This is a genomic window from Streptomyces sp. CB02056, assembly GCF_001905545.1.
Taxonomy (GTDB): domain Bacteria; phylum Actinomycetota; class Actinomycetes; order Streptomycetales; family Streptomycetaceae; genus Kitasatospora.
Genome location: NZ_LIPD01000007.1, coordinates 573,162 through 596,443, shown reverse-complemented (window position 1 = coordinate 596,443; position 23,282 = coordinate 573,162). Strand labels below are relative to the sequence as shown.

22 protein-coding genes are annotated in these 23,282 nt (G+C 73.9%); 13 read left to right on the top strand and 9 right to left on the bottom strand.

Annotated features, from left to right (window positions below; translation table 11 throughout):
- Nucleotides 1-32: 32 nt before the first annotated feature.
- Entirely contained in the window at nucleotides 33-1,103 is a 1,071-nt protein-coding gene (locus AMK13_RS21520; protein WP_143204598.1) for a helix-turn-helix transcriptional regulator, read from the bottom strand.
- Between the two features lie 188 nt (nucleotides 1,104-1,291).
- Here AMK13_RS21520 and AMK13_RS21515 point away from each other — a divergent pair, with 188 nt between their 5' ends.
- A complete protein-coding gene (locus AMK13_RS21515; RefSeq protein WP_074003681.1) occupies nucleotides 1,292-2,104 on the top strand; it encodes an isocitrate lyase/PEP mutase family protein in 813 nt (270 codons plus the stop codon).
- Nucleotides 2,105-2,184: 80 nt separating this feature from the next.
- Here AMK13_RS21515 and AMK13_RS21510 read toward each other — a convergent pair whose 3' ends face one another.
- On the bottom strand, nucleotides 2,185-3,408 hold the full coding sequence (locus AMK13_RS21510; RefSeq protein WP_074003680.1) for a hypothetical protein: 1,224 nt from the start codon (nucleotides 3,406-3,408) through the stop codon (nucleotides 2,185-2,187).
- A 305-nt stretch (nucleotides 3,409-3,713) separates the two neighbouring features.
- Here AMK13_RS21510 and AMK13_RS21505 point away from each other — a divergent pair, with 305 nt between their 5' ends.
- From AMK13_RS21505 to AMK13_RS21495, 3 genes are all read left to right on the top strand, one after another.
- Nucleotides 3,714-4,742, top strand: coding sequence for a phosphotransferase family protein (locus AMK13_RS21505; protein ID WP_074003679.1), 1,029 nt, complete (start codon nucleotides 3,714-3,716; stop codon nucleotides 4,740-4,742).
- A 6-nt stretch (nucleotides 4,743-4,748) separates the two neighbouring features.
- Nucleotides 4,749-5,963, top strand: coding sequence for an acyl-CoA dehydrogenase family protein (locus AMK13_RS21500; protein ID WP_074003678.1), 1,215 nt, complete (start codon nucleotides 4,749-4,751; stop codon nucleotides 5,961-5,963).
- A gap of 120 nt (nucleotides 5,964-6,083) precedes the next feature.
- Nucleotides 6,084-7,367, top strand: coding sequence for an alpha/beta hydrolase family protein (locus tag AMK13_RS21495; protein WP_107418803.1), 1,284 nt, complete (start codon nucleotides 6,084-6,086; stop codon nucleotides 7,365-7,367).
- Between the two features lie 34 nt (nucleotides 7,368-7,401).
- On the opposite strand, the gene AMK13_RS21490 is transcribed toward AMK13_RS21495, so the two are convergent.
- Nucleotides 7,402-7,815, bottom strand: coding sequence for a winged helix-turn-helix transcriptional regulator (locus AMK13_RS21490; protein ID WP_074003676.1), 414 nt, complete (start codon nucleotides 7,813-7,815; stop codon nucleotides 7,402-7,404).
- A 97-nt stretch (nucleotides 7,816-7,912) separates the two neighbouring features.
- Here AMK13_RS21490 and AMK13_RS21485 point away from each other — a divergent pair, with 97 nt between their 5' ends.
- A complete protein-coding gene (locus AMK13_RS21485) occupies nucleotides 7,913-8,734 on the top strand; it encodes an NAD(P)H-binding protein (protein WP_074003675.1) in 822 nt (273 codons plus the stop codon).
- Nucleotides 8,735-8,742: 8 nt separating this feature from the next.
- On the opposite strand, the gene AMK13_RS21480 is transcribed toward AMK13_RS21485, so the two are convergent.
- Nucleotides 8,743-9,501, bottom strand: a complete 759-nt coding sequence (locus AMK13_RS21480) for an SDR family oxidoreductase (RefSeq protein ID WP_074003674.1) — start codon at nucleotides 9,499-9,501, stop codon at nucleotides 8,743-8,745.
- A gap of 192 nt (nucleotides 9,502-9,693) precedes the next feature.
- Between AMK13_RS21480 and AMK13_RS21475 the strand changes: the two genes are divergently transcribed.
- The 4 genes from AMK13_RS21475 (at nucleotide 9,694) to AMK13_RS21460 (ending at nucleotide 13,197) form a co-directional block, all read left to right on the top strand.
- Nucleotides 9,694-10,320, top strand: coding sequence for a TetR/AcrR family transcriptional regulator (locus AMK13_RS21475; RefSeq protein ID WP_074003673.1), 627 nt, complete (start codon nucleotides 9,694-9,696; stop codon nucleotides 10,318-10,320).
- A gap of 420 nt (nucleotides 10,321-10,740) precedes the next feature.
- Nucleotides 10,741-11,022 carry a hypothetical protein gene (locus AMK13_RS21470; protein ID WP_049658726.1) on the top strand — a complete coding sequence of 94 codons (282 nt, stop codon included), beginning with the start codon at nucleotides 10,741-10,743 and terminating at the stop codon, nucleotides 11,020-11,022.
- A gap of 18 nt (nucleotides 11,023-11,040) precedes the next feature.
- The gene (locus AMK13_RS21465; RefSeq protein ID WP_074003672.1) at nucleotides 11,041-11,811 is read left to right on the top strand and encodes a hypothetical protein; all 771 of its coding nucleotides are present in this window, start codon (nucleotides 11,041-11,043) and stop codon (nucleotides 11,809-11,811) included.
- A 6-nt stretch (nucleotides 11,812-11,817) separates the two neighbouring features.
- Complete coding sequence (locus AMK13_RS21460) at nucleotides 11,818-13,197, top strand: hypothetical protein (protein WP_049658722.1); 1,380 nt, start codon at nucleotides 11,818-11,820, stop codon at nucleotides 13,195-13,197.
- A 91-nt stretch (nucleotides 13,198-13,288) separates the two neighbouring features.
- On the opposite strand, the gene AMK13_RS21455 is transcribed toward AMK13_RS21460, so the two are convergent.
- The 4 genes from AMK13_RS21455 to AMK13_RS21440 all read right to left on the bottom strand — a co-directional run bounded on the left by AMK13_RS21455 (nucleotide 13,289) and on the right by AMK13_RS21440 (nucleotide 16,482).
- Entirely contained in the window at nucleotides 13,289-14,362 is a 1,074-nt protein-coding gene (locus AMK13_RS21455) for a M14 family metallopeptidase (RefSeq protein WP_074003671.1), read from the bottom strand.
- A 14-nt stretch (nucleotides 14,363-14,376) separates the two neighbouring features.
- Nucleotides 14,377-14,706 (bottom strand): hypothetical protein, encoded by a 330-nt coding sequence (locus AMK13_RS21450; protein WP_049658719.1) that lies wholly within the window; start codon nucleotides 14,704-14,706, stop codon nucleotides 14,377-14,379.
- 94 nt (nucleotides 14,707-14,800) lie between these two features.
- Nucleotides 14,801-15,523 (bottom strand): TetR/AcrR family transcriptional regulator, encoded by a 723-nt coding sequence (locus tag AMK13_RS21445; protein ID WP_049658718.1) that lies wholly within the window; start codon nucleotides 15,521-15,523, stop codon nucleotides 14,801-14,803.
- Nucleotides 15,524-15,867: 344 nt separating this feature from the next.
- Complete coding sequence (locus tag AMK13_RS21440) at nucleotides 15,868-16,482, bottom strand: LysE family transporter (RefSeq protein WP_074003670.1); 615 nt, start codon at nucleotides 16,480-16,482, stop codon at nucleotides 15,868-15,870.
- Between the two features lie 203 nt (nucleotides 16,483-16,685).
- Between AMK13_RS21440 and AMK13_RS21435 the strand changes: the two genes are divergently transcribed.
- Together AMK13_RS21435 and AMK13_RS21430 are read left to right on the top strand one after the other, a co-directional pair.
- Complete coding sequence (locus AMK13_RS21435) at nucleotides 16,686-17,315, top strand: maleylpyruvate isomerase N-terminal domain-containing protein (RefSeq protein WP_074003669.1); 630 nt, start codon at nucleotides 16,686-16,688, stop codon at nucleotides 17,313-17,315.
- A 110-nt stretch (nucleotides 17,316-17,425) separates the two neighbouring features.
- Nucleotides 17,426-19,261, top strand: a complete 1,836-nt coding sequence (locus AMK13_RS21430) for a M1 family metallopeptidase (RefSeq protein WP_074003668.1) — start codon at nucleotides 17,426-17,428, stop codon at nucleotides 19,259-19,261.
- A gap of 67 nt (nucleotides 19,262-19,328) precedes the next feature.
- Here the strand turns inward: AMK13_RS21430 and AMK13_RS21425 are convergent, their stop codons facing one another.
- Entirely contained in the window at nucleotides 19,329-20,237 is a 909-nt protein-coding gene (locus AMK13_RS21425) for a lysozyme (protein WP_079272333.1), read from the bottom strand.
- A gap of 345 nt (nucleotides 20,238-20,582) precedes the next feature.
- Here AMK13_RS21425 and AMK13_RS21420 point away from each other — a divergent pair, with 345 nt between their 5' ends.
- Complete coding sequence (locus AMK13_RS21420; protein ID WP_049657166.1) at nucleotides 20,583-21,161, top strand: GNAT family N-acetyltransferase; 579 nt, start codon at nucleotides 20,583-20,585, stop codon at nucleotides 21,159-21,161.
- Between the two features lie 281 nt (nucleotides 21,162-21,442).
- Complete coding sequence (locus AMK13_RS21415; protein WP_338016312.1) at nucleotides 21,443-23,182, top strand: glycosyltransferase family 2 protein; 1,740 nt, start codon at nucleotides 21,443-21,445, stop codon at nucleotides 23,180-23,182.
- Nucleotides 23,183-23,282: the final 100 nt, after the last annotated feature.

Below are 23,282 nucleotides of genomic sequence, written 5' to 3'. Positions count from 1 at the left end.
AGGGCGCCTTCGGGCCGGCCATGAGGCGCGGGTCAGCAGCGCCCCTCGCCGAGCATGATCCGCGCGATCAGCTCCTGGCGGCTGCCCACCCCGGTCTTGGTGAACACCGACTTCAGGTGGTCCTGCACCGTGTACGGCGTCATCGCGAGGGCCCGGGACACGTCCCGGGTGTCACCGCCGCGCACCAGCAGCAGCGCCACCTCCCGCTCGCGGGCGGTCAGCCCGTACGCGGCCAGGTACAGCGGCATCACCTCGGCCGGCGAGGCGGGCGAGGCCACCACCGTCACCGCGCCCGCCGCCCCGCCGTCGCGCAGGGCGGAACCGTGCAGCAGGTACCAGCGGTCGTCCCGGCTCCACACCCGCACCGGGGCCTGCGGCACGGGCAGCCCGTGCGCCGCCCGGCGGGCCTGCTCGGCGGCCATCGCCACGCCGGTCGGGACGGTCAGCGAGGACGGCGTGGGGTCGGCCAGCCGGGCGAGCAACTCCTCGGCCGGTCCGGACAGCGCCTGCAGCCGGTTGCGCCGGTCCAGCACCAGCACCGCCGGCCCGGCATCCGCCTCCTCAGGCGGGCCCGCCGGTACGTGACAGGCCCTCAGCGCGTTGCCCAGATGCCGGGCAGCGGCGTCGGCGAGCTGCCGCTGGCCCTCCAGGTACGGGCCGCGGTCCGGAGCCCGCAGGAACGCCGCGCACCCCCACATGCCGCCGGCCGCGTCGAACACCGCCCGCAACTCGTCCCCGAACCCGGCCGGCCTGACCTGCTCCCGGAACCGCACACTCTCCCGTAGCGACCCCCGGGTCGCCCGGCTCAGCGTCTCGGCCTGCACCCCGCTGCGCCGGATCTCGGGAAAGGTCGCCACGTCGTCCGCCCACACCTCCAGCCGCACGGCGTGCTCGAACGCGTCCAGGGTGAGGTCCTCGCTCTGCACCGAGTTCACCAACCCGGTCGCCGGATCCGCGGTGTGCCAGCACACGGCGTCGAACTCCAGCACCGGTCGCAGCAGTTCATCCGCCCGCCGGAAGACCTCGGGCGCCGTCAAGCCCGCCCCGGCAAGCTCCCGCACCCCCTCGATCGCCGCCCGCCCCGCCACCCCACGTCGCCCCATCCGGTGAAGCTAGCACGACAGTTCGCGCCCCACCCACGCACCGAACGACGAGGTGGCAAGGCGGCCCGAACCGCCCTCCTGGCGACGCCCCGCGGCTGCCCCGCCCGGCGCTCAGGCGGCCTGGGCCTACGGTCGTTGGTGTCGGTTTTCCGCCGGACAACGGTGGCAGCCGCTGGTTGCCTTGGGGCATGATCAACGCCAGCAGGTCCGCGCTCTTCCGCTCCCTCCACACCCCCGTCCGTCCGCTCGCGCTCGCGAACGCCTGGGACGTCGCCAGCGCCCGCGTCATCGAGGCCGCGGGGGCGACCGCGATCGCCACCACCAGCGCCGGGGTGGCCTGGTCGCTCGGCGCCCCGGACGGGGACCGCGTCGCCCGGGGCCCGGTGCTGGAGGCCATCGCCCGCATCGCGGCGGCGGTCGCCGTCCCGGTGACCGCAGACATCGAGGGCGGTTACGGACAGAGCCCGGCGGAGGTCGCGGAGACCGTCACGCGGGTGCTGGAGGCCGGCGTGGTGGGCGTCAACATCGAGGACGGCACCCGCCCGCCGGGCGCGCTCGCCGACCGGATCGCGGCCGCCCGCGGTGCGGCGCGGCGGGCGGGCGTCGACCTGTTCGTCAACGCCCGTGTCGACACCTACCTGCTCGGGCTGGGCGACCCCGCCACCCGGCTGCGGGAGACGCTGGGACGGGCGCGCCGCTACGTGGACGCCGGCGCGGACGGGATCTTCGTCCCCGGTGTCACGGACCCCGGCGTCATCAGGGACCTGGCCGCAGGTCTGACGGTGCCCCTCAACATCATGGCGGGCCCGGGCACCGCGCCGGTGGAGGAACTGGGAGCCCTGGGCGTGGCCCGGGTCAGCCTCGGCTCGGGGGTGGCACAGGCCGCCTACGCCGCGGCCCGGCAGGCGGCACTCGACCTGCACCGCGCCGGCGGTTACGACTCCCTCCGGCGGACCATCGACTACCCGGAGCTCAACGGCCTGTTCACCGTGAGCGGCTGACCGCGCCCCGGCTGCGGCGGTCCGCTTGGAGACCCGGCGCCCGTGCGCCGGCGCCGGGTCTCCGGTGGCGGTCCGTCGGGCTACTTGGCCAGGCGGGACCAGTCGGCCGGTTGGGCGGGGTCGAGTTGGCGGAGCTGGTCGAGGACCTTCGGGTCCTGGGCGTCGAGCCAGTCGGCGACCTGGCGGAAGGAGACGCAGCGGACGCCGTCGCGCTTGCAGACGCCCTTCATCACGTCCTCGATGGCCTGCATGTAGATGCCGCCGTTCCAGGACTCGAAGTGGTTCCCGATGAACAGCGGGGCGCGGCTGCCGTTGTAGACGCGTTCGAAGCCGGCGAGGTAGCTCTCGCGGGTCTCCTTCTCCCAGGTGTCGTACTTCCTGGGGTCGCCGTTGGTGGTGTTCCCGGACTGGTTCGCCAGGAAGTTGAAGTCCATCGAGAGGCTCTGGGTGGACTTGCCGGGCGTGGGGAGCAGCTGCAGCGGGAAGTTCCAGATGCCCTCCTTCTTCGTCGGCCAGACCTGGAACTCGCCCGGGGAGCTTGCGTCGTAGCGGAAGCCCGTCGCCTTCTCGGCCGGCAGCAGGTTCTTCTGGCCCTCCAGGCAGGGGGCGCGGCCGCCGACCAGTTCCTTGGTGTAGTCGAAGGGGAGCGGCGGGAGGTCCTTGAAGCCGGTGTTGGTCTTCCAGTTGGTGACGAAGGAGACGGCTTGGTCGAGTTCGCTCTTCCACTCCTCGGTGCTCCACTCGCCGCCGCCCTTGGCGTTGCAGAAGTGCCCGTTGAAGTGGGTGCCGATCTCGTTGCCGTCGAGCCAGGCGAGGCGCAGCTGTTCCAGGGTGTCCTTGATGTGGGGGTCGGTGGCGTAGTCGATGGAGGCGTCGCCGGGCTTGTGCTGCGGCGGCTTGTAGAGCGTGCTCTTGGACTTGGGGAGGGTGTAGAGGCCGCTCAGGAAGAAGGTCATCTGGGCGTTGTTCTCGGCGCCGAGCTTGCGGAAGCGGGAGAACTGGCGGTCGTCGCCCTCCAGGGCCCCGTCCCAGGAGAAGACGACGAACTGCGGCGGCTTCTCCCCGGGCTTGAGCTTCTCCGGCACGGGCTGCTTGGGCTGCGGGCCGGTGTCGGAGGTGGAGCCGTCGCCGAGCACCTTGACCTGGCCGTCCCAGGTGGGGGTGGGAGCGGGCGGTGGCGGGGCGGGGGCCTCGGTGGTGGTGCTCGGGGCGGGGCTGGGCGGGGTGGTGCCGGTGGTGGCGGCGGGTCTGCTCGGTGTGCCGTCGCATCCCGTCGCCAGGGCGGAGGCCCCGAGGACCCCCATCGCCAGCAGGATGGCCGAGCCGCGAGCAGTCCGCACGGGACCCCATTTCTCTGATCTTCAATCAGGAGCTGTTCGGGAGATGATCGATGAATGTGATCATCAGAACACTTTTGATCGACCTCTGTCGAGGTCGGGAAGGTGTGGTTTTGGTGGGGGTGGGTTTGGTGAGCAACTTCCTTTTGTCACACGGGAGATGGCGTGCCAAACGGCCTCGGCCGGGCTTCGCGGCATTGACAGGGGACATCCTCGGGCTGAATGCTAAGCAAGCGCTTAGTCAATGAGGATCCACCCCAAGGAGCCGCCCGATGGCCGAGACCCCCGTCGACCCGCCCGGACTGGACCTGGCCCGCCTGCGGTCCCGGCTGGAGCGCGAGCTGCCCGGCCTCCTCCAGGGGCCGCTGCGGGCCGACCTCATCGAAGGGGGCCGCTCGAACCTGACGTACGTCCTGGGCGACGGCGCCTCCCGCTGGGTCCTGCGGCGCCCGCCGCTCGGGCACGTCCTCGCCACCGCCCACGACATGGGCCGCGAGTACCGGGTGATGACGGCGCTGCGCGACACCGGGGTGCCCGTGCCCCGGACGCTCCTGCTCGACCCGGACGACGAGACCCTCGGCGCCCCCTGGTACCTGATGGAGTACGTCCCCGGCACCGCCCACCGGGACGTCGCCCCGCTCGCCGCCCTCGGCGAGCGGCGGGTGCACGCGCTCGGGCAGCGGCTGGTCGACACCCTCGCCACCCTGCACCGGATCGACCCCGCCGCCGTCGGCCTCGCCGACTTCGGCCGGCCCGAGGGCTACCTGGAACGCCAGCTGCGCCGCTGGTCCAAGCAGCTGGCCGCCTCCCACAGCCGCGACCTGCCCGAGCTCGACCGCCTGCACGCCAGGCTCGCCGAGCGCCTGCCGGCCTCGCCCGCGCCCGCGCTCGTGCACGGCGACTACCGCCTCGACAACGTCCTGGTCGACGACGCCGACACCATCACGGCCGTCCTGGACTGGGAGATGTCCACCCTCGGCGACCCGCTCACCGACATCGGCCTGCTGGTGATGTACACCGAACTCGCGGGCGTCGGCGGCGGCATCATCCCCTCCGCCATGACCGCCCCAGGCTTCCCGAAGGCCGACGAGATCGTCTCCCGCTACGCCGACGCGACCGGCCGCCGGGCCGAGGACCTCGACTGGTACGTCGCCTTCGCCTCGTTCAAGCTCGCCGCCGTCGCCGAGGGCATCCACTACCGCTTCCGGCAGGGCCGCACCCTGGGCGCCGGCTTCGAGCGCGCCGGCGAGATGGCCCCGATCCTCGCCCGGCACGGCCTGAGCACCCTCAAGGAGAGCTGAGAACCGATGGACTTCGCCTACGACGCCCGGACGGAAGAACTCCGCGAGCAGCTGCTCGCCTTCATGGACGAGCACGTGTACCCCGCCGAGCCCGTCCTCGCCGCCCAGCTCGCCGACCCCGACCGCGACCGCTGGGCCGTCCCCCCGGTCATCGCCGACCTCCAGGCCGCGGCCCGCAAGCAGAAGCTCTGGAACCTCTTCCTGCCGGGTGAGCTCGGGGCCGGCCTCAGCAACCTCCAGTACGCCCCGCTCGCCGAAATCACCGGCCGCAGCATCCAGTTGGCCCCGCCCGCGCTCAACTGCGCGGCGCCCGACACCGGCAACATGGAGCTGCTCGCCCAGTTCGGCAGCGCCGAGCAGCGCGAGCGCTGGCTGCGCCCCCTCCTCGACGGCCGGATCCGCTCGGCCTTCGCGATGACCGAGCCCGAGGTCGCGTCCTCGGACGCCACCAACATCGAGACCCGGATCGAGCGGGACGGCGACGCGTACGTGGTCAACGGCCGCAAGTGGTACATCACCGGGGCGATGAACCCCGACTGCCGGATCCTCATCGTGATGGGCAAGACCGATCCGGCCGCCGAGCCGCACCGCCGGCAGAGCATGCTGCTCGTCCCGCGCGACACCCCGGGCGTGACCGTCCGGCGCGGCATGACGGTGTTCGGCTACGACGACGCCGACCACGGCGGCCACGCCGAGGTCCTGTTCGAGGACGTCCGCGTCCCGGTGGGGAACCTGATCGGCGAGGAGGGTACGGGCTTCGCCATCGCCCAGGCCCGGCTCGGCCCCGGCCGGATCCACCACTGCATGCGGGCCATCGGCATCGCCGAGCGGGCGCTGGAGCTGATGTGCCGTCGGGCCAGTGAGCGGGTGGCCTTCGGGAAGCCGCTGGCCGAGCAGGGCGTGGTGCAGGACTGGATCGCCGAGTCCCGGGTGCGGATCGAGCAGCTGCGGCTGCTGGTGCTGAAGACCGCCTGGCTGATGGACACCGTCGGCAACCGGGGGGCGCACACCGAGATCCAGGCGATCAAGATCGCCACCCCGCGCACCGTCGAGTGGATCCTGGACAAGGCCGTCCAGGCGCACGGCGCGGCGGGCGTCAGCCAGGACACCCCGCTCGCCCAGCTCTGGGCCGGCAACCGCACCCTGCGGCTGGCCGACGGCCCGGACGAGGTGCACAAGCGCTCGCTGGCCCGGAGGGAACTGCGGCAGTACCGGCGCTGACCCGTAGGGGTGTGGCACCCGGGTATTCCGGGGCCGGTTGGCCCCCAGGTATGACGGCGGCGGCCCGTTCCCGACCGTAGTGTCCTGCGTGTTCGATCGATCGGAACGCGGAGGGACACCATGGGAATTCCGGGACGGGCGGTGGCGGCGGCGGTGCTGGCGGCGGCAGCGGCGGTGGGCACGATCGGCACGGCCGCGGGGGCGGTCCTGCCGCCGCCGGGGGAGACGAGCCCCGGGCGGCAGGCCCGGGCCTGGCTGCCGGAGCCCAGCGGGCCGTACCCGATCGGGACCACCGCCGTGCACCTCACCGACACCGCACGGGAGGACCCCTGGCACCCCGGGCAGCGGCGCGAGCTGATGATCAGCCTCTGGTACCCGACCTCCCGGCCGGCCGCCGGCGACGACCGGGCCCCGTACATGGAGCCCGCCGCCGGACGGCACTTCGACGGCCCGGACGGCGTCGGCCTGCTCAACTACGGCACCACGCCCGGCCGCACCGACTGGTCGGCCATCCGCACCCACGCCCGCCGGGACGCCCCCGCGCTGCCCGGCGGCCCGCGCCCGGTGGTGCTGTACTCGCCCGGCCTCGGCGACCCGCGCACCTGGGGGACGGCGCTGGTCGAGGACCTCGCCTCGCGCGGCTACCTGGTGGTCACCGTCGACCACACCTACGAGGCCTCCGAAGTCGCCTTCCCCGGCGGCGACCTGGCCCCCTCGGTGCTCCCCGGGATGCTCGGGCAGCCCGGCCTGGACGTCGGCGCGGTGCTGCGCAAGGCGATGGACACCCGGGTGGCCGACACCCGCTTCGTGCTGGACCAGCTCGCCGCGCTCGGTGAGCGGCCGGGCCTGCCCGCCGGGGTCGCCGGGGCCCTCGACCTCGGCCGGATCGGCATGGTCGGCCAGTCGGCGGGCGGCTTCACCGCGCTCCAGACCATGCACGACGACCCGCGGATCGCGGCCGGGATCAACATGGACGGCCAGCTGCACTTCCCCGGCCCCGACGGCCACACCGGCGTCTTCCTGCCCAGCGTCGCCGAGGACGGCCTCGACCGCCCGTTCCTGCTGATGGGCACCGGCAGCGAGGACTCCGGCGGCTATCGCGACCAGCCCGGCTGGAACGCCCTGTGGCGGCACAGCACCGGCTGGCACGCCGACGTCACCCTCACCGGCTCCCGGCACGGCTCGTACACCGACGCCCAGCCGCTGCTGCCGCAGCTCGCCCGGCAGGGCGTGCTCGGCGCCGACCAGCTGCGCAAGGACGTCGGCGACATCCGCCCCGGCCGGGCCGAACTCGCCACCCGCAGCTACGTCGCGTCCTTCTTCGACCGCTGGCTGCGCGGCCAGGACGACCACCTGCTGGACGGGCCCTCGGCGCGCTTCCCGGAGATGGCGTACGAGCGGTAGCCGGGCCCGGCGTGCCGGGGGACACCGGACGGGGTCAGCGGATCCCGGAGCCCGGGTTGGCCCCGTCCCACCGCCGCCGGGAGTCGACGATCGCGTCGTGGTGGTCGTACGACCAGTCCGTCATCGCCCGCACCAGGTGGGTCAGGCTGTGGCCGAGCGGCGTCAGCTCGTACTCCACCTGCGGCGGGACGGTCGGGTGGACGGTCCGCGAGACCATGCCGTCCCGTTCCAGCCGGCGCACGGTCAGGGTGAGCATCCGCTGCGAGATGCCCGGCAGTGCGCGCTGCAGCTCGCGGAACCGCCGTACGCCCTGGGCGAGTTCGACGACGGTGAGGACGGACCACTTGTCGCCCAGGCGGTCCAGCAGGTCGCGGATCCCGCAGTCCACGCCGTCCTCGCACCAGACCACCGGGCGGGGGGTGGTTACCGCGGTGTGCCCTGCTGACATGGAAGTGCCTCCTTACGCCGGACGCCCAGGCTACCGAGGATGGTCGCGAAGCCGACGAACGATCATCTGCTCGACCGACCATCCCCGGAGGAACCCCATGCTGCTCGTCACCGGAGTCAACGGAGGCCTGGGCGCGCTCGTACTGGAGCGGCTCGCCGGGCGGGAGGGCGTCGTCGCGGGCTCGCGCACACCGCAGCGGGTGCCGGCGGGCGTCCCGGCCCGGCTGGTGGACTTCGACCGCCCGCGGACACTGGCGGAGGCCTTCACCGGGGTGCGGACCCTGCTGCTGATCTCGGCCGGCGCCGCCGAGGACGACGTGGTGATCGCCCGGCACGGCGCCGCGATCGGGGCGGCGGAGCGGGCGGGCGTCGATCACGTGGTCTACACCAGCCTCTCCGGCGACGGCGACCACCTGCCCTACGCCCTCGCCCACCGCTGGACCGAGCGGCGGCTGCGCGAGTCCGCCACCCTGCGCTGGACGGTGCTGCGCAACGGCCTGTACGCCGAGTTCCTGGGTGCGATCGCCGCCCCCGGCCCGGACGGGGTGATCAGCGCCCCGCTCGGCGACGGGCGGCTCGCGGCGGTGGCCCGGGCGGACCTCGCCGAGGCGGCGGTGAACGTCGCCCTGGCGCCCGACGGGCACGCGGGCCGGACGTACGAGCTGGTGGGGGAGCGGGCGGTGGGCGGCGCGGAGGTGGCCGAGGCGCTCGGCGCCGCGTACCGGCCGGGACGGCTGACGGACGCCCGGGCGGCGGTGGCGGCCTCGGACGCGCGGGACTTCCAGGTGCCGATGGTGGTGGGCACCTACTCGGCGATCGCCCACGGCTTCCTCGCCGGCCCGGGCGGGCCGGGCGACCTCGCGGCCCTGCTCGGCCGCGCGCCCCGCCCGGCCCTGGAGGTCATCGCCGAGGGGCGGTGACCTCCGGGTCACATGCCGCCGCCCAGGGTGACCCCGCCGTCGACGACCAGGGTCTGGCCGGTGATCCAGCCGGCGTCGGGGGAGAGCAGGAAGGCGACGGCGCCGGCGATGTCCTCGGGGACGCCGAGGCGGCCGAGCGGGTAGGCCTTGGCGACCTTCTCCTCGCGGCCCTCGTACAGGGCCTCGGCGAACCTGGTCTTGACCACGGCGGGGGCGACGGCGTTGACCCGGATGCCCTGGGGGCCCAGCTCGGCGGCGAGTTCGGTGGTGAGCCGGATCAGCGCGGCCTTGCTGACGCCGTACATGCCGATCCCGAGCGAGGAGCGGATGCCCGCGATGGAGGCGACGTTGACGACCGAGCCGCCGTGCTCGCCCAGCCACGCGGCGTGCGCGCGGCGGGTCCAGGCCAGCGGGGCCAGCACGTTGACGGCGAGGATCTTGGCGGCGGCGGCCTCGTCGGTGTCGAGGACCGGCCCGTAGACCGGGTTGATGCCGGTGTTGTTGACCAGGTGGTCGAGCCGGCCGAAGGCCTCCAGGGTGCGGGTGACGGTCTCCTCCTGGTGCGCCGGGTCGTCGGCCTTGCCCGCGACGGCGATCGCGTTCTCCGGGCCGCCCAGGTCGCGGACGGCCTCGGCCAGCGGCTCCGGGTTGCGGGCGGTGAGGCAGACCCTGGCCCCGCGGTCGACCAGCTCGCGGGCGATGCCGAGGCCGATGCCCCGGCTCGATCCGGTGACGACGGCCACCCGGCCCTTGAAGGAGTGCACCACGGAGCGTCCTGCCTTTCGTGCGGGGGATCCTTGCTGTCAGCTGACTAAGCGCTTGCTCAGCATGCTGTCGGTGCGGGAGGCTGTCAACAGTCCGCCGACCGCTTGCCCGTCGCACGCCGGCCCGGGTCGGGGGTCGGGCCGAGGGGTGGCCGGCGCGAAAGCCTGTACGAGTTTCTCTGGGAGGATGACGCCATGACCAGCACCCCGCTCGCCGACCTCTGGCCGACCCTGCCCGGCGCCGACGCCCGCCCCGAAGCGGCGTACCGGCTGCTCCAGGCCGCCGTCGAGTCGTTCGCGGAGCGCGGCTTCCACGCCACCACCACCCGGGACATCGCCACGGCGGCGGGGATGAGTCCGGCCGCGCTGTACATCCACTACCAGTCGAAGGCCGCGCTGCTGGCCGAGATCAGCCGGGCCGGGCACGCCGCCACGCTGACCCTGGTCCGGGGCGCGGTGGCCGGCGGGGGCGGACCGGCCGAGCGGATGCGGGAGCTGGTCGAGCAGTTCACCGCCTGGCACGCCCGGGCCCGGACGGTCGGCCGGGTGGTCAACTACGAGCTGCACGCGCTGCCCGAGGACGCCTACGCGGTGGTCGCGGCGCTGCGGCTGGACATCGAGCGCGAGGTCAGCGCGCTGATCGAGGCGGGCGTGGCGGCGGGGGAGTTCCAGGTGGCGGAGGTGCGGACGGCGGCCCGCGCGGTCACCTCGCTGGGCATCGACGTCTCCCGCTGGTACACCGACAACTCCTCCGAGGTGCCGGAGGAGCTCGGGCGCCGCTACGGGGAGCTGGTCCTGCGGATGCTCGGCGCCCGGGTCTGAGCCGGCGCCCCGTGCCGCCCGTGCCGCCCGTGCCGCCCGTGCCGCCCGTGCCGCCCGTGCCGCCCGTGCCGCCCGTGCTGCCCGTGCCGCTCCGGGCCCCTTGACCTGCTGCGACGAGGCGAGCAGACTCGTATACGCAGTACGTGTCCCTCGTACGTGTGCCTCGTAGACGTACGGCGCCGACGACGTTCGGCACCACCCGGCCCCGAGAGACGGCCCCCCGCGCGGCCCCGCGCCGCGCCCCCAGCAGCACCCTCCCGCGGCGGCCACGCCCCCGACCGGCGGCGCCGACGGGAGCAGACCCCGACCCGGGCCGGTCCGGCCGGCCGTGTCGCGGGGCCCGTGCGGCCCGGCGGCACCGGGACGGCGCGCGTGGCGCGCCGGGCGCGGCCCGGGTGGAGGGAGAGGGGAGGCGCGGCAATGCCTTCCCAACAAGCCCCCGCCCATCGACGACCGAGCCCGGTGCGCCCGCGATTCTGGCTGGAGACGGCCCTCGGCGCGCTGTCCGGGCTCCTGTTCCTGCTCACCCTGGTGTGGCCGCAGTGGATCGAGACGCTGCTCGGCCTCGACCCGGACGCCGGCAGCGGCGCCGCGGAGTGGCTGGTGGTCGCGCTCGCGGCCGCCGTCACCGCCGGGTGCGCGCTCGGCGCGCGGACCGAGTGGCGCCGGGCGCACCCGGCCCCGGTCCGCGCCGCGCGGTGAGCGGATCGGAGGACCGTCATGACCGACACCGCACCAGCCGCCGCACCCCGACTGACCGACCTCGTCCGGAGTGCGCCGCTGAGCTTCCTCGGCACCGTCACCAGGGTCGGCGGCACCTCGCTCGCCGCCCTGCCGGCCGAGGCCAGGAACGAACGGACCGCCGTGGTCCGGGTGGACCAGGTGCTGCACGCACCCGCGGCCTTCCGGCAGCTCGGCGGCAGCGAGGTAACCGTCCAACTGGCCACCGACGCCGAGCTGTTGAAGGTCGGCGACACGGCGGCCTTCTTCACCAGGGGGATGGTCTACGGGGAGGGCCTGGGCGTGGCCGAGGTCGGCCGGCTGCCGGCCGACGCCGTCCGGCAGCACGTCTCGCTGGCCGCCACCACGGCCGACGAACTCCCCTTCTCCTCGGTGCAGCGGGAGATCCGCGACCAGGACCTGGCCGCGCACGCCGCCGAGGCGGACGCCGTCGTGGTCGCCACCGTGGTCGGCCTGGAGGACCTCGGCCTGGCCGAGTACTCCGAGCACGACCCGCACTGGTGGCGCGCCACACTCGATGTCTCGCTCGTCGAGTCCGGCGGCGCAGCCCCCGGACCGACCACCGTGCTCTACCCGGCCAGCGGGGACATCCGCTGGCGCGCGGTGCCCAAACCGACGCCCGGGCAGCTGGGCCTGTGGCTGCTGCACGCCACCGGGGGCGAGCTCGCCGCGCGGGCGCCGTACCGGCTGCTCCACCCCGAGGACTACCAGCCGGCGCAGAGGCTCGCCGTGCTGCGGGAACGGAGGTGAGCCGACATGCCCACCATCAAGGTCGTCAACATCACCCCGAAGGCGCTGAGCGGCGACACCAACCTGGACAGTGAGCCCAACCTCGCGGTCGACCCGGAGAACCCGCTGGAGATGGTCGCGACCGCCTTCACCCCCGACCCGATGAACGGGCCGCTCGCCCCCGTCTACGTCTCGACGGACGGCGGGGACACCTGGGTGCTGAACAGCGTCGTCCCGGGCAACGGGGCACTCGGCACCGGGGACATCAGCGTCGGCTTCGGCGGGGCGGGGGGCCGGCTCTACACCGGCATCCTCAACGGCCAGAGCGGCGACCTGCAGATCCTGCGCGCGCCGGACATCACCGCGAGCACGCCGATGGCCGTGCTCGTCGACCGGAGCGGGGAGGACCAGCCCTGGGTCGTCGCCACCACCGTCACGGCGAACGGCGGCAGCGGCGACCGGGTGTACATCGGCAGCAACGACGTCGCCCAGCCCGGCGGCACCGCCACCGTGGACGTCTCGAACGACGCCGGCACCGGGCCCGCTCCGGCCGGTTTCGCGCCCGTCAAGCTCGACCGGCACACCGGCACGCTCTTCGACGGGCCGCCGGTGCGGATCGCCGCGCACCCGGACGGCACGATCTACGTCGCCTTCCTGAGCGTGACCGCCACCGGCGCGGGGGCCCTGATCACCTTCGACGTCGTGATGACCCGTGACGACAAGGGCGGCGTAGGACCGAACCCCTTCGAGGACCTCCTCGACTCGGCCGTCGGCGACGTCGGCCAGCGCGTGGTCACCGGCCGCAAGGCCCGGTTCAACCCGCACCAGCGGTCGCTGGGCCAGGAGCGCACCGGTGCGGACCTGGCCGTCGCCGTGGACCCCACCGACTCCAACAGCGTCTGGATCGCCTACTGCGACAACCTCGGCGGAACCGCCCCCACCGACTACGTGCTGCACAGCCGTCACTCGGCGGACCGGGGCCAGACCTGGGCCGCGGCGCGCCCGGACGTGGTCAACGGCAAGAACCCGTCGCTGGCGGTCAACTCCGACGGCCTGGTCGGGCTGGTCTACCAGCAGTTGGTCCACAACCAGTGGTCGACGGTGCTGGAGCTGACCGCCGACGGCTTCGGGACGACGGAGAGCCATGTGCTGCACCAGGCCCCGGGCGACGTGCCGCCGGCCGGGACGCAGCTGCCGTACCTGGGGGACTACCTCCGGATGGTCACGGTCGGAAAGGACTTCTACGGCGTCTTCGCCGGAAACAACACCCCCGACCGGGCCAACTTCCCGGTGGGCGTGACCTACCAGCGCAACGCCAACTTCACCACCCACCAACTGCTCAGCTCGGACGGGGTCACCCGGGTGCCGCCGTCCATCGACCCGTTCTTCTTCCACCGGGCCGCCTGAGCACCCGCGCACCCCGCATCCCAAGGCGCCCGCCACGACCGGTCGTGGCGGGCGCCCTGCTGTCGGGCACTGTGGCTTTCGGGGCAGGGGTTCAGGCGGTGGCCAGGCAGAACCGCACCAGCCCGGCGTCCACGTCGAGGACGATCCGCTGCATCTCGGCCCACGGCGGGTGGAACTGCGTGCCCCACTCGACGGTGAAGCCGAGCACCTTCCCCTGCTCGGGGTCGACGAAGTGGCGGGCGAAGACGTAGTCGTCGCTGGTGCCGCTGGTCGGGTACAGGTGGAAGCCGCTCAGCGGCTTGTACGCCAGGCCGCGCACGCCGTGCAGGCCCTGGCAGAAGGCCTCGGCGAGCAGCACGGCGGTGTCGGCGTCGGTCTTGGGGATGTACTCCGCGTACGCGACGTCGCCGGGCAGGCCGCGCTTGCCGTCGTACTGGCTGTTGCGGAAGTTCATGGCGGGGGTGACCGACTGGTTCTCGTCGTCGCCCCAGTTGTAGAGCATGTCCTGGGAGTAGCTGTGCACGTCGACGAACCACCCGGTCCGCGGGAACTGGTCCAGCAGCCAGCGGACGTTGCGGGTCTCGGGCTCGGAGAAGGCGCTCGGGCCCTCGTAGACCTGCTGGTCGCACGGGTCGGCCGACACCTGCGGGGTGGCGGTCGGGGCGAAGGCGGTGGCGAAGTCGAAGAGGAAGTCGTAGTTGCGGTTGAGGTCGACGCCGACGCAGTCGGGGTTCGTGCTGCCCCCGGCGTTGGCCGGGTCGCGGTTCTTGCGCCACATCGGGTCGGCGGTCTGGCTGAACAGTCGGCCGTCCGGGTTGACCAGCGGGAAGAGCACCAGGTCCAGCCGCTGGAGCAGGTTCCGGACCTGGTCGGCGGTGAAGACGGTGCCGCCGTAGCCGAGGCCGGTGCCGTCGCGCTGGGCCTCCAGCAGGTCGGCGGCGAGGTGGACGAGGATCTCGCAGCTGCCCCATTCACGGGCGTGCACACCGCCGATCATCATCACGCAGCTCTTGGGGACCGGGGCCGGTGCACCGATCTTGAGGGCGTGGGCGGTGCGGCCCTCGATGGAGGGCTCGGGCAGGGTGAGCAGTTCGGACGTGCCGGGGTAGGCGGTGGCCAGACTGGCCACGGCGGACTCGACCTCGGTGATGTTCAGGTACGGCATGACGACCTCCCGGGTCAGCCGGCGGGCTTGGCGGCGAGGCCGTGCGGGACGGCGTCGGCGGCGGCGAACCGGTCGCCGGTGCCGACCTCGGCCTGGGCGGCGCGGCCGGCCTCGCTGGCGTTGCCGATCCGGGTGACGGTGACGCCCTCGCGTTCGAGGGCGGCGATCCGGTCCTCCGGGGCGTAGACGTCGATGCCGACGCTGCCGTCCGGTTCGACGTGCGGGCGGCCACCGGTGTCGGGGCGGGCCTCGCGCAGCAGGGCGCGCAGGACCTCCGGGTCCCTGGCGGTGACGCGGAGGCGCAGAATGTCGGGTCGGGGCGGTCGGGTGGGAACGGCGGACATGGCGACCTCTTCTCGGGCGCCGGGGGAGCGCGGCCCACGGCCGGCTCAGCGGTGCCGGATTCAAGCGGATATGTCCGACGTGTACCTCGTATCCTCAGGATGCGTCGCCGCGGTAGAAGCCGTCAAGGGGCGGCTCGGGCATCCCGTCGAGCAGGCTGTCCAGGCCGCTCAGCATCTCGGCCTCGTCGTCGAAGTCGGAGAACCGGGGCACCAGGGCGCGCAGTCTGGGGTAGTCGGCGGCGGGCAGCCGGTGCAGGCCGAGCCGCAGGGCCGGGTCCGGCTCGTTCGGGTTGTCGACCACCTGGCGCTTGTCCACCAGCAGGCAGCCGAGGTTCCAGGCGACGAAGGTGCGGTAGACGGTCAGCGCGCCGGCGTCGTCGAAGCCGGCCCGGCCGAGCACGGCCAGGATGTGCTCGGTGAGCTCCAGCACCGAGGCCGGGCGGCGGGCCACCGGGACGGCCAGCGGGCGGGTCGCGACCAGCGGCAGGATCTCGGGGTGGGCGTGCGCGGTGGCGGCGAACGCCCGGGCGATCCGGCGCAGTTCGGCGCGCCAGCCGTCCTCGTGCGGGCCGCGGGCGGCGCCGGCCCGCAGCCGGGCGTTGATCTCGTCGAAGTAGGCCTCGACCAGGCCGTCGATCAGCGCCTCCTTGCCCGGGGTGTAGCGGTACAGGGCCATCGACTCCACGCCGAGATCGGCGGCCAGCCTGCGCATGGTCAGCGCGGCCAGGCCCTCGCGGTCGACCAGGGCCACGGCGGCGCCCAGTACCAGCGGGCGGCTCAGTCGGCCCCGCCTCTCGGGGGCGTCCTGCTCGGCCATCTCCGCACTCCTCCGGGTCGGTGGCGGCGTCGTCGGGCGGTCGGCTCGGCTTGGGCGCGGGGCCCGCTGCCGGGCTGGGTCTTCGGCGGACGTCACTCAGCGGATACAGAACCAGGATACAAGGGAGGAATAGGACGTAAACGGGCGCGCGGCCGCGCGGCGGCGGTGCTGCCGATCCCGCTGGTCAGATGACCGGGGGAGGGGTGGTGGGGGCGGCGACCGGGGTGGCGGGGCCGGTCGCGGTGTGTGACGCCACTCCGCACCCGCTCGCCAACCTCCTTCCGGCGCCCGGTCGCTGAGCGCGTCCGACCCGGCGGCGCCGGTCACCACGCCCGGCGCCGGCCTCAGTCGAGCAGCAGTCGGACGGCGAGGGCGGCGACCAGGGCGGCGGAGCCGAGGGCGGTGAGCAGCCGGCCGCGCGGGCCGGTGAGGGCCCGGCCGAGCAGGGCGCCGCCGGAGGCCAGCAGCAGTTGCCAGCAGGCGGAGGCGGCGAAGGCGCCGAGGGTGAAGGCGGCCCTGGCGGGGACGCCGTCCTGGCTGCCGCCGCCGAGCACCAGGGCGGCGAAGTAGAGCACGGTGAGCGGGTTCAGCAGGGTGATGCCCAGCAGGGTGAGGAAGGCCCGGGCGGGGGTGGGCGGCGACGGCCGCGGTCCGGCGGCGGGGCCGGAGCGGCCGCGCAGTGCGGTGGCGGCCGTCCGGGCGGCCAGGGCGAGCAGCACCAGGGCGGAGGCGATCCGCAGCGGCCGGGCGACCGGTTCGAGCAGCGGTGCGAGGCCGGTGCCGCCGGCCGCCGCGAGCAGGGCGTACAGCCCGTCCGCGGTGGCCACGCCGAGGGCGGCGCAGGCGCCGGTGCGCAGCGAGGTGCGTGCGGTGAGCGACACCAGGTAGGCCCCGACGGCCCCCACCGGGACGGCCACGCCGAGCCCGGCGAGCAGCCCCGCGGCCAGCGCGGCCCTCACGCGCGGGGGGCGTCGGGCCTCCGGGGGCGGCCGGGCTGCTGCTGGACCGGGGCCGGGCGGGTGGCGGCGGGTACGGGCAGCGGGCGGGTGGCGGAGACGGTCATGGGTCGATGGTGACGGCCCGGGGCGGGGGTGGCAAACGGCTTTCCGCGGGCCCGGGATAGCGTGGGGCGATCCCGTGATCACCGTCCCGAGGAGAGCCGATGAACAGTCAGAACGATCCCGTGCGCGTGCTGTTGGCGGAGGCCTGGTCCTCCTGGGCGGAGCGGGGCGCGGCCCTGGCCGCCGAGGACTGGGACCGTCCCACCCGGCTGCCCGAGTGGACCGTACGGGAGCTGTTCGCGCACGTGGCACCGGTGCCGGAGATGTTCACCGGGCTGCGCGCGGCCGTCCTGGACACGCCGGCCGAGGTGGCCGACGGGGCCGGCATCCTGCGTGCCTACAACCGGCCGGGCGGCATCGCCCACACCGCCGCCGGGCAGGTCGCCGAGGCGGCGAAGCGGACCGCCGAGGTGGCCGAACCCGCCGTGCTGATCGCCCGGTTCGGCGTCGAGGGCCCGGCGGCGCTGGCCGGCCTCGCGGACCTGCCGCCGGGGGCCACGGTGGCGCACCCGCTGCTCGGCAGCGTGACGGTCGGCGCGCTCGGCGAGGTGGCGCTGATGGAGGCGACCGTCCACCTGCTCGACCTGATCGCGGCCGTCGGCGGCCCGCCGCCCGCCGAGGGGGCGCTGCACTTCACCCGCGCCCTGCTGGCGGAGGTGGCCGACCCGGTGGCCTTCATCGAGGCGGCGACCGGCCGTAGCGCCGAGGCGGTGCTCCCGGTGCTGCGGTAGGGCTTCCGTCGGGTGGGGTGAGGCGTATGCGTCTCATGTCATGAGCCTTTCAAAGGTGCGGGTTTGCTGTCACGCTGCTGCTCCCGGCCCGCTCCCCACGAGAGGCTCCGATGAGAAGACTCCTGCCTGCCCTGACCGGCGCCGCCCTGTTCGCGGCGACCGGCCTCGCGGCGCTCGCCACCCCCAATGTGGCGAGCGCCGCGGACTGCACACCCGCCCAGGTGGTGGCCAACGGCGGTTTCGAGTCCGGTGGTTCGTCCTGGTCGGCGCCGAGCGGCGCGATCACCGCCGACACCGGCCAGAGCGCCCACTCCGGCAGCTCCTACGCCTGGCTCGACGGCTACGGCTCCAGCCACACCGACACGCTCTCGCAGTCCGTCACCCTCCCCGCCGGGTGCGGCACCGCGACGCTCGGGTTCTGGCTGCACGTCGACACCGCCGAGACGACCGGCAGCACCGCGTACGACAAGCTGACCGTCAAACTCGGCTCCACCACCCTGGCCACCTACTCCAACCTGGACGCGAAGGCCGGGTACGTGCACAGGACGCTCGACGTCTCCGCCTTCGCCGGCCAGTCCGTGACGCTCGCCTTCACCGGCGTCGAGGACGCCAGCCTGCAGACCAGCTTCGTGCTGGACGACGTCACCCTGGACGTCTCCGGCGGCGGCACGTCGCCCCAGCCCGGCGACCCGACCCGCACCCCGGTCGCGCCGACGTACACCGTCGGCCTCACCAGCGACTCCTCCGGCGGCAGTTGGACCGGGCACGAGAGCGTGACGTTCACCAACGCCTCGCCCGACCCGCTGAACGAGGTGTACCTGCGGCTGTGGGACAACGCCCACGGCAGCTGCCCCAGCACCCCGATCACGGTGACCAACGTGACCGGCGGCACGCCCTCACCGCTCACGGTGAACTGCACCGCGCTCAAGATCACCCTGCCGGCCCCGCTCGCCCAGGGCCAGAGCGGCACCGTCGCCTTCGACCTCGGCATCACCGTGCCGAGCGGCGCGGACCGCTTCGGCCACGACGGCGCGTACAACTTCCTCGGCAACGCCCTGCCCGTCCTGGCGATACGGGACGCGGCCGGCTGGCACCTCGACCCGTACACCAACAACGGCGAGTCCTTCTACTCGGTGGCCGCGGACTTCGCCGTCACCCTGGACCACCCGAGCGGTCTGCTGGTGCCCGCGACCGGCACCTCGGTGGACACCCCCGGCACGGCCGGGCGGACCGTCACCAAGGCGACCGCGAGCAAGGTGCGCGACTTCGCCTGGGGCGCCGGGCCGTTCACGAGGATCTCCGGCACCTCCGCCGCCGGGGTGAAGGTCAACGTCTACTCGGTGGCGGGCATCAGCGCGGCCGACTCCCAGTCGATGCTCTCCACCGCGACCTCGGCGGTCGACGCCCACGCCCAGCGCTTCGGCGCCTACCCGTACGGCGAGTTGGACGCGGTGCTCGACAACAACTTCTGGTTCGGCGGCATGGAGTACCCGGGCTTCGTCCTCGACCTGGTCAGCACCACGGCGCTCACCCACGAGATCGGCCACCAGTGGTGGTACGGCATCGTCGGCGACGACGAGTACAACGGCCCCTGGCTGGACGAGGCCTTCACCGACTACGCCACCGACCTCGCCCTCGGCAAGACCGGCAACGGCTGCTGGAACAGCGTCTCCTGGGCGTCCTCGGCGGAGCGGATCACCAACTCGATGGCGTACTGGGACGCCAACTCCTCGCGCTACTCGACGGTCGTCTACGGCTACGGCAAGTGCGCCCTGCACGACCTGCGCCGGACGATCGGCGACAGCGCGATGACCACGCTGCTGCGGAACTACGCGCAGGCGCACTGGTACGGCGTCTCCACCACCGCGGAGTTCAAGGCCGCGGCCCAGGCCGCCACCACGGTGGACCTGAGCTCCTTCTGGAGCCAGCACCGCATCGACGGCTGAGCCCGGACATCCGTACATCCCGGACGTCGCCCCCGGTCCAGGCCGGGGGCGACGTTCTTGCGCGGGGTCAGCCCAGGGCGAGGGCGCGGAGGCGGTCGGCCGCGCCGTTGAAGTAGTTCTGGTCACCGGGGAAGGTGCCGGAGTCGGCGAACTGCCAGAAGGTCTGGTAGCCCCAGCCGTTCGGCAGGGTGCCGACGGAGGAGGCGTAGCGGGCTATCCAGAGCGGGTTGGTGGTGCCGAAGCCGCCGTTGTCGCCGGTGCACTGGCTCCACCAGTTGGTGGTGGTGTAGATGGTGGGGTAGCGGCCGGTGCGGGAGTGCACGGTGTTGCTGAAGTCGCGGATCCAGCTGACCATGGCGCTCTGGCTGAGGCCGTAGCAGGTGGCGCCGTAGGGGTTGTACTCGATGTCCAGCGCGGGCGGCAGGGTCTTGCCGTCGGCGGACCAGCCGCCGCCGTGGCTGACGAAGTAGTTGGCCTGGGTGGCGCCGGAGGAGGCGTTCGGCAGCGCGAAGTGGTAGGCGCCGCGGACCAGGCCGGCGTTGTACGAGCCGTTGTACTGCTGGGCGAAGGACGGGTTGGTGTAGCCGGTGCCCTCGGTCGCCTTGACGTAGGCGAACTTGGCGCCGTTGGCCGCCACCGAGGACCAGTTGACGTTGCCCTGGTAGCCGGAGACGTCCAGCCCCGGGGTCTGGGTGGCGGCGAGGGAGGCGAACGGGGCGGCGGTGCTTCGCCCCTCGCGGGCGGCGACGGTGGAGCCGGCGAAGTCCTGCTCGGGGTGGAAGCCGGGACGGCCCTCGGCGACGGGGGCGACCGGGGCGGGGTCGGCCGCGTACGCGGGGGCGGCGGCGCCGGCGACCAGCGCGGTCGCGGCGGCGAGGGCGGCCAGTGCGGGCAGGCGTCGGCGGGCCGGTCTGGCGGCCGCGGCGGTGCTCGCGGCGGTGGCCGCGGTGCGGGCGGAGCGGGAAGAGCGGGGCATGAGCACTCCTCTGGTCCGAGCGTGGGGAAGGTCGAAATGACCCGGTTCGGCCGGGGTCTGACCGGCCGTACCGCAGAGTAGCCATGTACCTGGCACCGCCACCAGGCATCTTTTTTCACATGGTGAACGCACGTCACCTCGGTCGGAACGCCAGGACCGGCAACCGGCGTTGCCGGTTCTGCCGGTGCGGCCGGCCCCGGGACGGGGGCGACGGAGGAGCCGGCGGAGGGGGCCGGGGGAGGGGCGGGCAGCGGAGGCGGCGCCGGGTGCGGCGGGGGCGCTGTGGCACGATGCCCGCGGGCCGGCCACCACGGGCGGCCCCCTGCACGTGAGGAGAGACCACCCATGATCGAGACCGCCACCGACTCCGCCCGGCCCGCCGGGGAGCCCGTGTTCCGGCCCGCCACGCCCGCCGACGTCCCGGCGCTGGTCGCGCTGGTCGAGTCCGCCTACCGGGGCGACTCCAGCCGGGCCGGGTGGACCACGGAGGCGGACCTGCTGGGCGGCCGGCGCACCAACCCGGAGGCCGTCGCCGAGGCCGTGGGCCACCCCGACGGTGTGGTGCTGCTCGCCGAGCGGGACGGCGAGCTGGTCGCCTGCTGCCAGCTGGAGCGGCGCGGCGGGCTGGCCTACTTCGGCATGTTCTCGGTGCGTCCCGGGCTCCAGGGCGGCGGCATCGGCCGGGCCGTGCTGGCCGAGGCGGAGCGGGTGGCGGGCGAGGAGTGGGGCGTCGGCGCGATGGAGATGACGGTGATCGAGCAGCGCGCCGAGCTGATCGCCTGGTACGAGCGGCGCGGCTTCCGGCGCACCGGCGAGTTCAGCCCGTTCCCGTACGGCGACGAGCGCTTCGGCATCCCGCGGCGGCCGGACCTCCGGTTCGCGCACCTCGTCAAGGAGTTGAAGGCGGAGTCCGCCGGGAATTGACGTCCATGTACGGAAGTTGACGGCTGTGCGGGAGCCGGCGCCGGGTCGTCCGGGTGGTCGTACCAGTAGTCGTACCGGTGGTTGACGGCCTCGGAAACGGCCCGTCCTCGGGGTTCGGTTCAGTTCCGCTGGACCGGGTTTCCGCAGGTGATCTGCCGTCAACTCGCTGAGCTGGGGCGATGCGGAGATGTCATACCTCGTTCATTATTGGTCTAGGCCAATGTGAGAGGCTGAGTGCGAACGGCCACGTTCCGTCCGCTGCCCAGGGGGGCCATTTCCGCATGCCCGTTCTCCATGGCACCGCCATGCCCGCACCCGACACCGGTCCGCGCCGGACACCCGCGGACCCCGACGACCACCGGCTGCCCAGCCCGCCCGACGACGAGGAGCTCTACTGGTACTTCGGCCCGCAGCGCCGCTGGGTGCTGCTCTGCGCCACCCTCTCCTACGCGGGAGCCACCGCCACGCTCGGCCTGTTCGCCCTCAGCAAGCCGCTGCTCTGGCCCTTCCTGGTGCTCACCGTGCTCAACGCGGCCACCTGGCTGCTCTCGCTCACCGACGGCCAGCGCGCCCGGCGCTTCACCCGCGACTCGCACGACCTGCTGCTGCGCGCCTGGAGCCCCGCCCGCGCCCCGAGCGTGGACCTGCTGCTGCCGACCGCCGGCGAACCGCTGGCCGTCCTGGACAACGCCTACCGGTACACCGCGGCCGTCCAGTGGCCCGGTGAGCTGACCGTCCTGGTCCTCGACGACGCCGGCCGCCCCGAGGTGCGCGAACTCGCCGAGTCCTACGGCTTCCGCTACCACGCCCGCCCCGACCGGGGCCGGTTCAAGAAGGCCGGCAACCTCAACCACGGCCTGGCCGAGGGCACCGGCGAGATCGTCGCCGTCCTGGACGCCGACTTCTGCCCGCGCCCCGACTTCCTGCACCACCTGGTGCCCTACCTCGACAACCCCGGGGTCGGCATCGTGCAGAGCCCGCAGTGCTTCGACACGGACGCCGACATGTCCTGGCTCGAACGCGCCGCGGGAGCGACCCAGGAGATCTTCTACCGCTGGATCCAGCCCTCCCGGGACGCGCAGGACGGCACCGTCTGCTGCGGCACCAACGCCCTGTACCGCCGCGCCGCGCTGCAGCGGATCGGCGGCTTCGCCGAGATCGACCACAGCGAGGACCTCTACACCGGCCTCGCCCTCGCCCGCGCCGGATGGTCCACCCGCTACGTCCCCGCGCTGGTCGCCAAGGGCATGTCGCCCACCGGCCTGCCCGCCTTCATCAGCCAGCAGTACCGCTGGTGCCTCGGCTCCCTGGCGCTCGTCCGCGACCCGGACTTCCGCCGCGGCCCGCTGCCGAAGTCCGCCCGGCTCTGCTTCTGGAACGGCATCCTCGGCTACGTCACCAGCGCGGTGAACGTCTTCGCCGTACCGCTGCCCGCCCTGATCATGCTGTTCTTCCGGCCCGAGGAGATCCAGCCCTGGCAGGTGCTGCCGTTCCTGCCGCCGATCTGGGTCGCCCTGGTGCTGCTGCCCGCGATGTCCCGCACCCGCTGGCGCTTCGAGGTCACCCGGGTCCAACTCCTCGGCGGGCTCTGCCACGTGGTCGCCATCGCGCACGCGCTGCGCCGCCGCTCCGCAGACTGGGTGCCCACCGGCGCCGTCTCCGGCGGCAGCACGCTCGCCCGCACCGTCGCCCGGATCGGGGTCGCCTGGCTCGGGCTCGTCGTCCTCGCGGGCGCCGCCGGGCTGGTCCGGGCCGCGCTGCTGTACGGCTGGCGGCCGTACTGGGCGCTCGCCGGACTGCTCGCGCTCACCACCTACACCATGGTCCCGCTGATCCGGGAGCTGTGGCCGCTGCTGAACGGGACCAACGGGGGCAAGGGTGCCGCCGTCGGTGAGGTCGCCGCGCCCGCACCGGGCCGCTCCGACCTCGGGTTCGGACGGGCCGAGGCCGTCGCCGTCACCGCCGCGCTGCTGCTGTGCGGGCTGCTGGCCTCCGGCTGGGCCGACCCACTGATCTTCTGACGGACCGTCACTTCCACTGCAACGCCTGCCTGTTGCGTTTCCTTGCGCGTCGCCCCACCGGCGCGGACACCGCCCGGCCGCCCCATCGGCCCGGCGGGCC

Excerpts from the sequence above, each read along its gene's own strand:
- AMK13_RS21460 (WP_049658722.1), top strand. The coding sequence starts at position 11,818 with ATGCCCACCATCAAGGTCGTCAACATCACCCCGAAGGCGCTGAGCGGC.
- AMK13_RS21430 (WP_074003668.1), top strand. The coding sequence starts at position 17,426 with ATGAGAAGACTCCTGCCTGCCCTGACCGGCGCCGCCCTGTTCGCGGCG.
- AMK13_RS21450 (WP_049658719.1), bottom strand. The coding sequence starts at position 14,706 with ATGTCCGCCGTTCCCACCCGACCGCCCCGACCCGACATTCTGCGCCTC.
- AMK13_RS21485 (WP_074003675.1), top strand. The coding sequence starts at position 7,913 with ATGCTGCTCGTCACCGGAGTCAACGGAGGCCTGGGCGCGCTCGTACTG.
- AMK13_RS21510 (WP_074003680.1), bottom strand. The coding sequence starts at position 3,408 with ATGGGGGTCCTCGGGGCCTCCGCCCTGGCGACGGGATGCGACGGCACA.
- AMK13_RS21495 (WP_107418803.1), top strand. The coding sequence starts at position 6,084 with ATGGGAATTCCGGGACGGGCGGTGGCGGCGGCGGTGCTGGCGGCGGCA.
- AMK13_RS21445 (WP_049658718.1), bottom strand. The coding sequence starts at position 15,523 with ATGGCCGAGCAGGACGCCCCCGAGAGGCGGGGCCGACTGAGCCGCCCG.
- AMK13_RS21515 (WP_074003681.1), top strand. The coding sequence starts at position 1,292 with ATGATCAACGCCAGCAGGTCCGCGCTCTTCCGCTCCCTCCACACCCCC.
- AMK13_RS21470 (WP_049658726.1), top strand. The coding sequence starts at position 10,741 with ATGCCTTCCCAACAAGCCCCCGCCCATCGACGACCGAGCCCGGTGCGC.
- AMK13_RS21455 (WP_074003671.1), bottom strand. The coding sequence starts at position 14,362 with ATGCCGTACCTGAACATCACCGAGGTCGAGTCCGCCGTGGCCAGTCTG.
- AMK13_RS21475 (WP_074003673.1), top strand. The coding sequence starts at position 9,694 with ATGACCAGCACCCCGCTCGCCGACCTCTGGCCGACCCTGCCCGGCGCC.
- AMK13_RS21500 (WP_074003678.1), top strand. The coding sequence starts at position 4,749 with ATGGACTTCGCCTACGACGCCCGGACGGAAGAACTCCGCGAGCAGCTG.
- AMK13_RS21520 (WP_143204598.1), bottom strand. The coding sequence starts at position 1,103 with ATGGGGCGACGTGGGGTGGCGGGGCGGGCGGCGATCGAGGGGGTGCGG.
- AMK13_RS21415 (WP_338016312.1), top strand. The coding sequence starts at position 21,443 with ATGCCCGTTCTCCATGGCACCGCCATGCCCGCACCCGACACCGGTCCG.
- AMK13_RS21465 (WP_074003672.1), top strand. The coding sequence starts at position 11,041 with ATGACCGACACCGCACCAGCCGCCGCACCCCGACTGACCGACCTCGTC.
- AMK13_RS21420 (WP_049657166.1), top strand. The coding sequence starts at position 20,583 with ATGATCGAGACCGCCACCGACTCCGCCCGGCCCGCCGGGGAGCCCGTG.
- AMK13_RS21425 (WP_079272333.1), bottom strand. The coding sequence starts at position 20,237 with ATGCCCCGCTCTTCCCGCTCCGCCCGCACCGCGGCCACCGCCGCGAGC.
- AMK13_RS21505 (WP_074003679.1), top strand. The coding sequence starts at position 3,714 with ATGGCCGAGACCCCCGTCGACCCGCCCGGACTGGACCTGGCCCGCCTG.
- AMK13_RS21490 (WP_074003676.1), bottom strand. The coding sequence starts at position 7,815 with ATGTCAGCAGGGCACACCGCGGTAACCACCCCCCGCCCGGTGGTCTGG.
- AMK13_RS21435 (WP_074003669.1), top strand. The coding sequence starts at position 16,686 with ATGAACAGTCAGAACGATCCCGTGCGCGTGCTGTTGGCGGAGGCCTGG.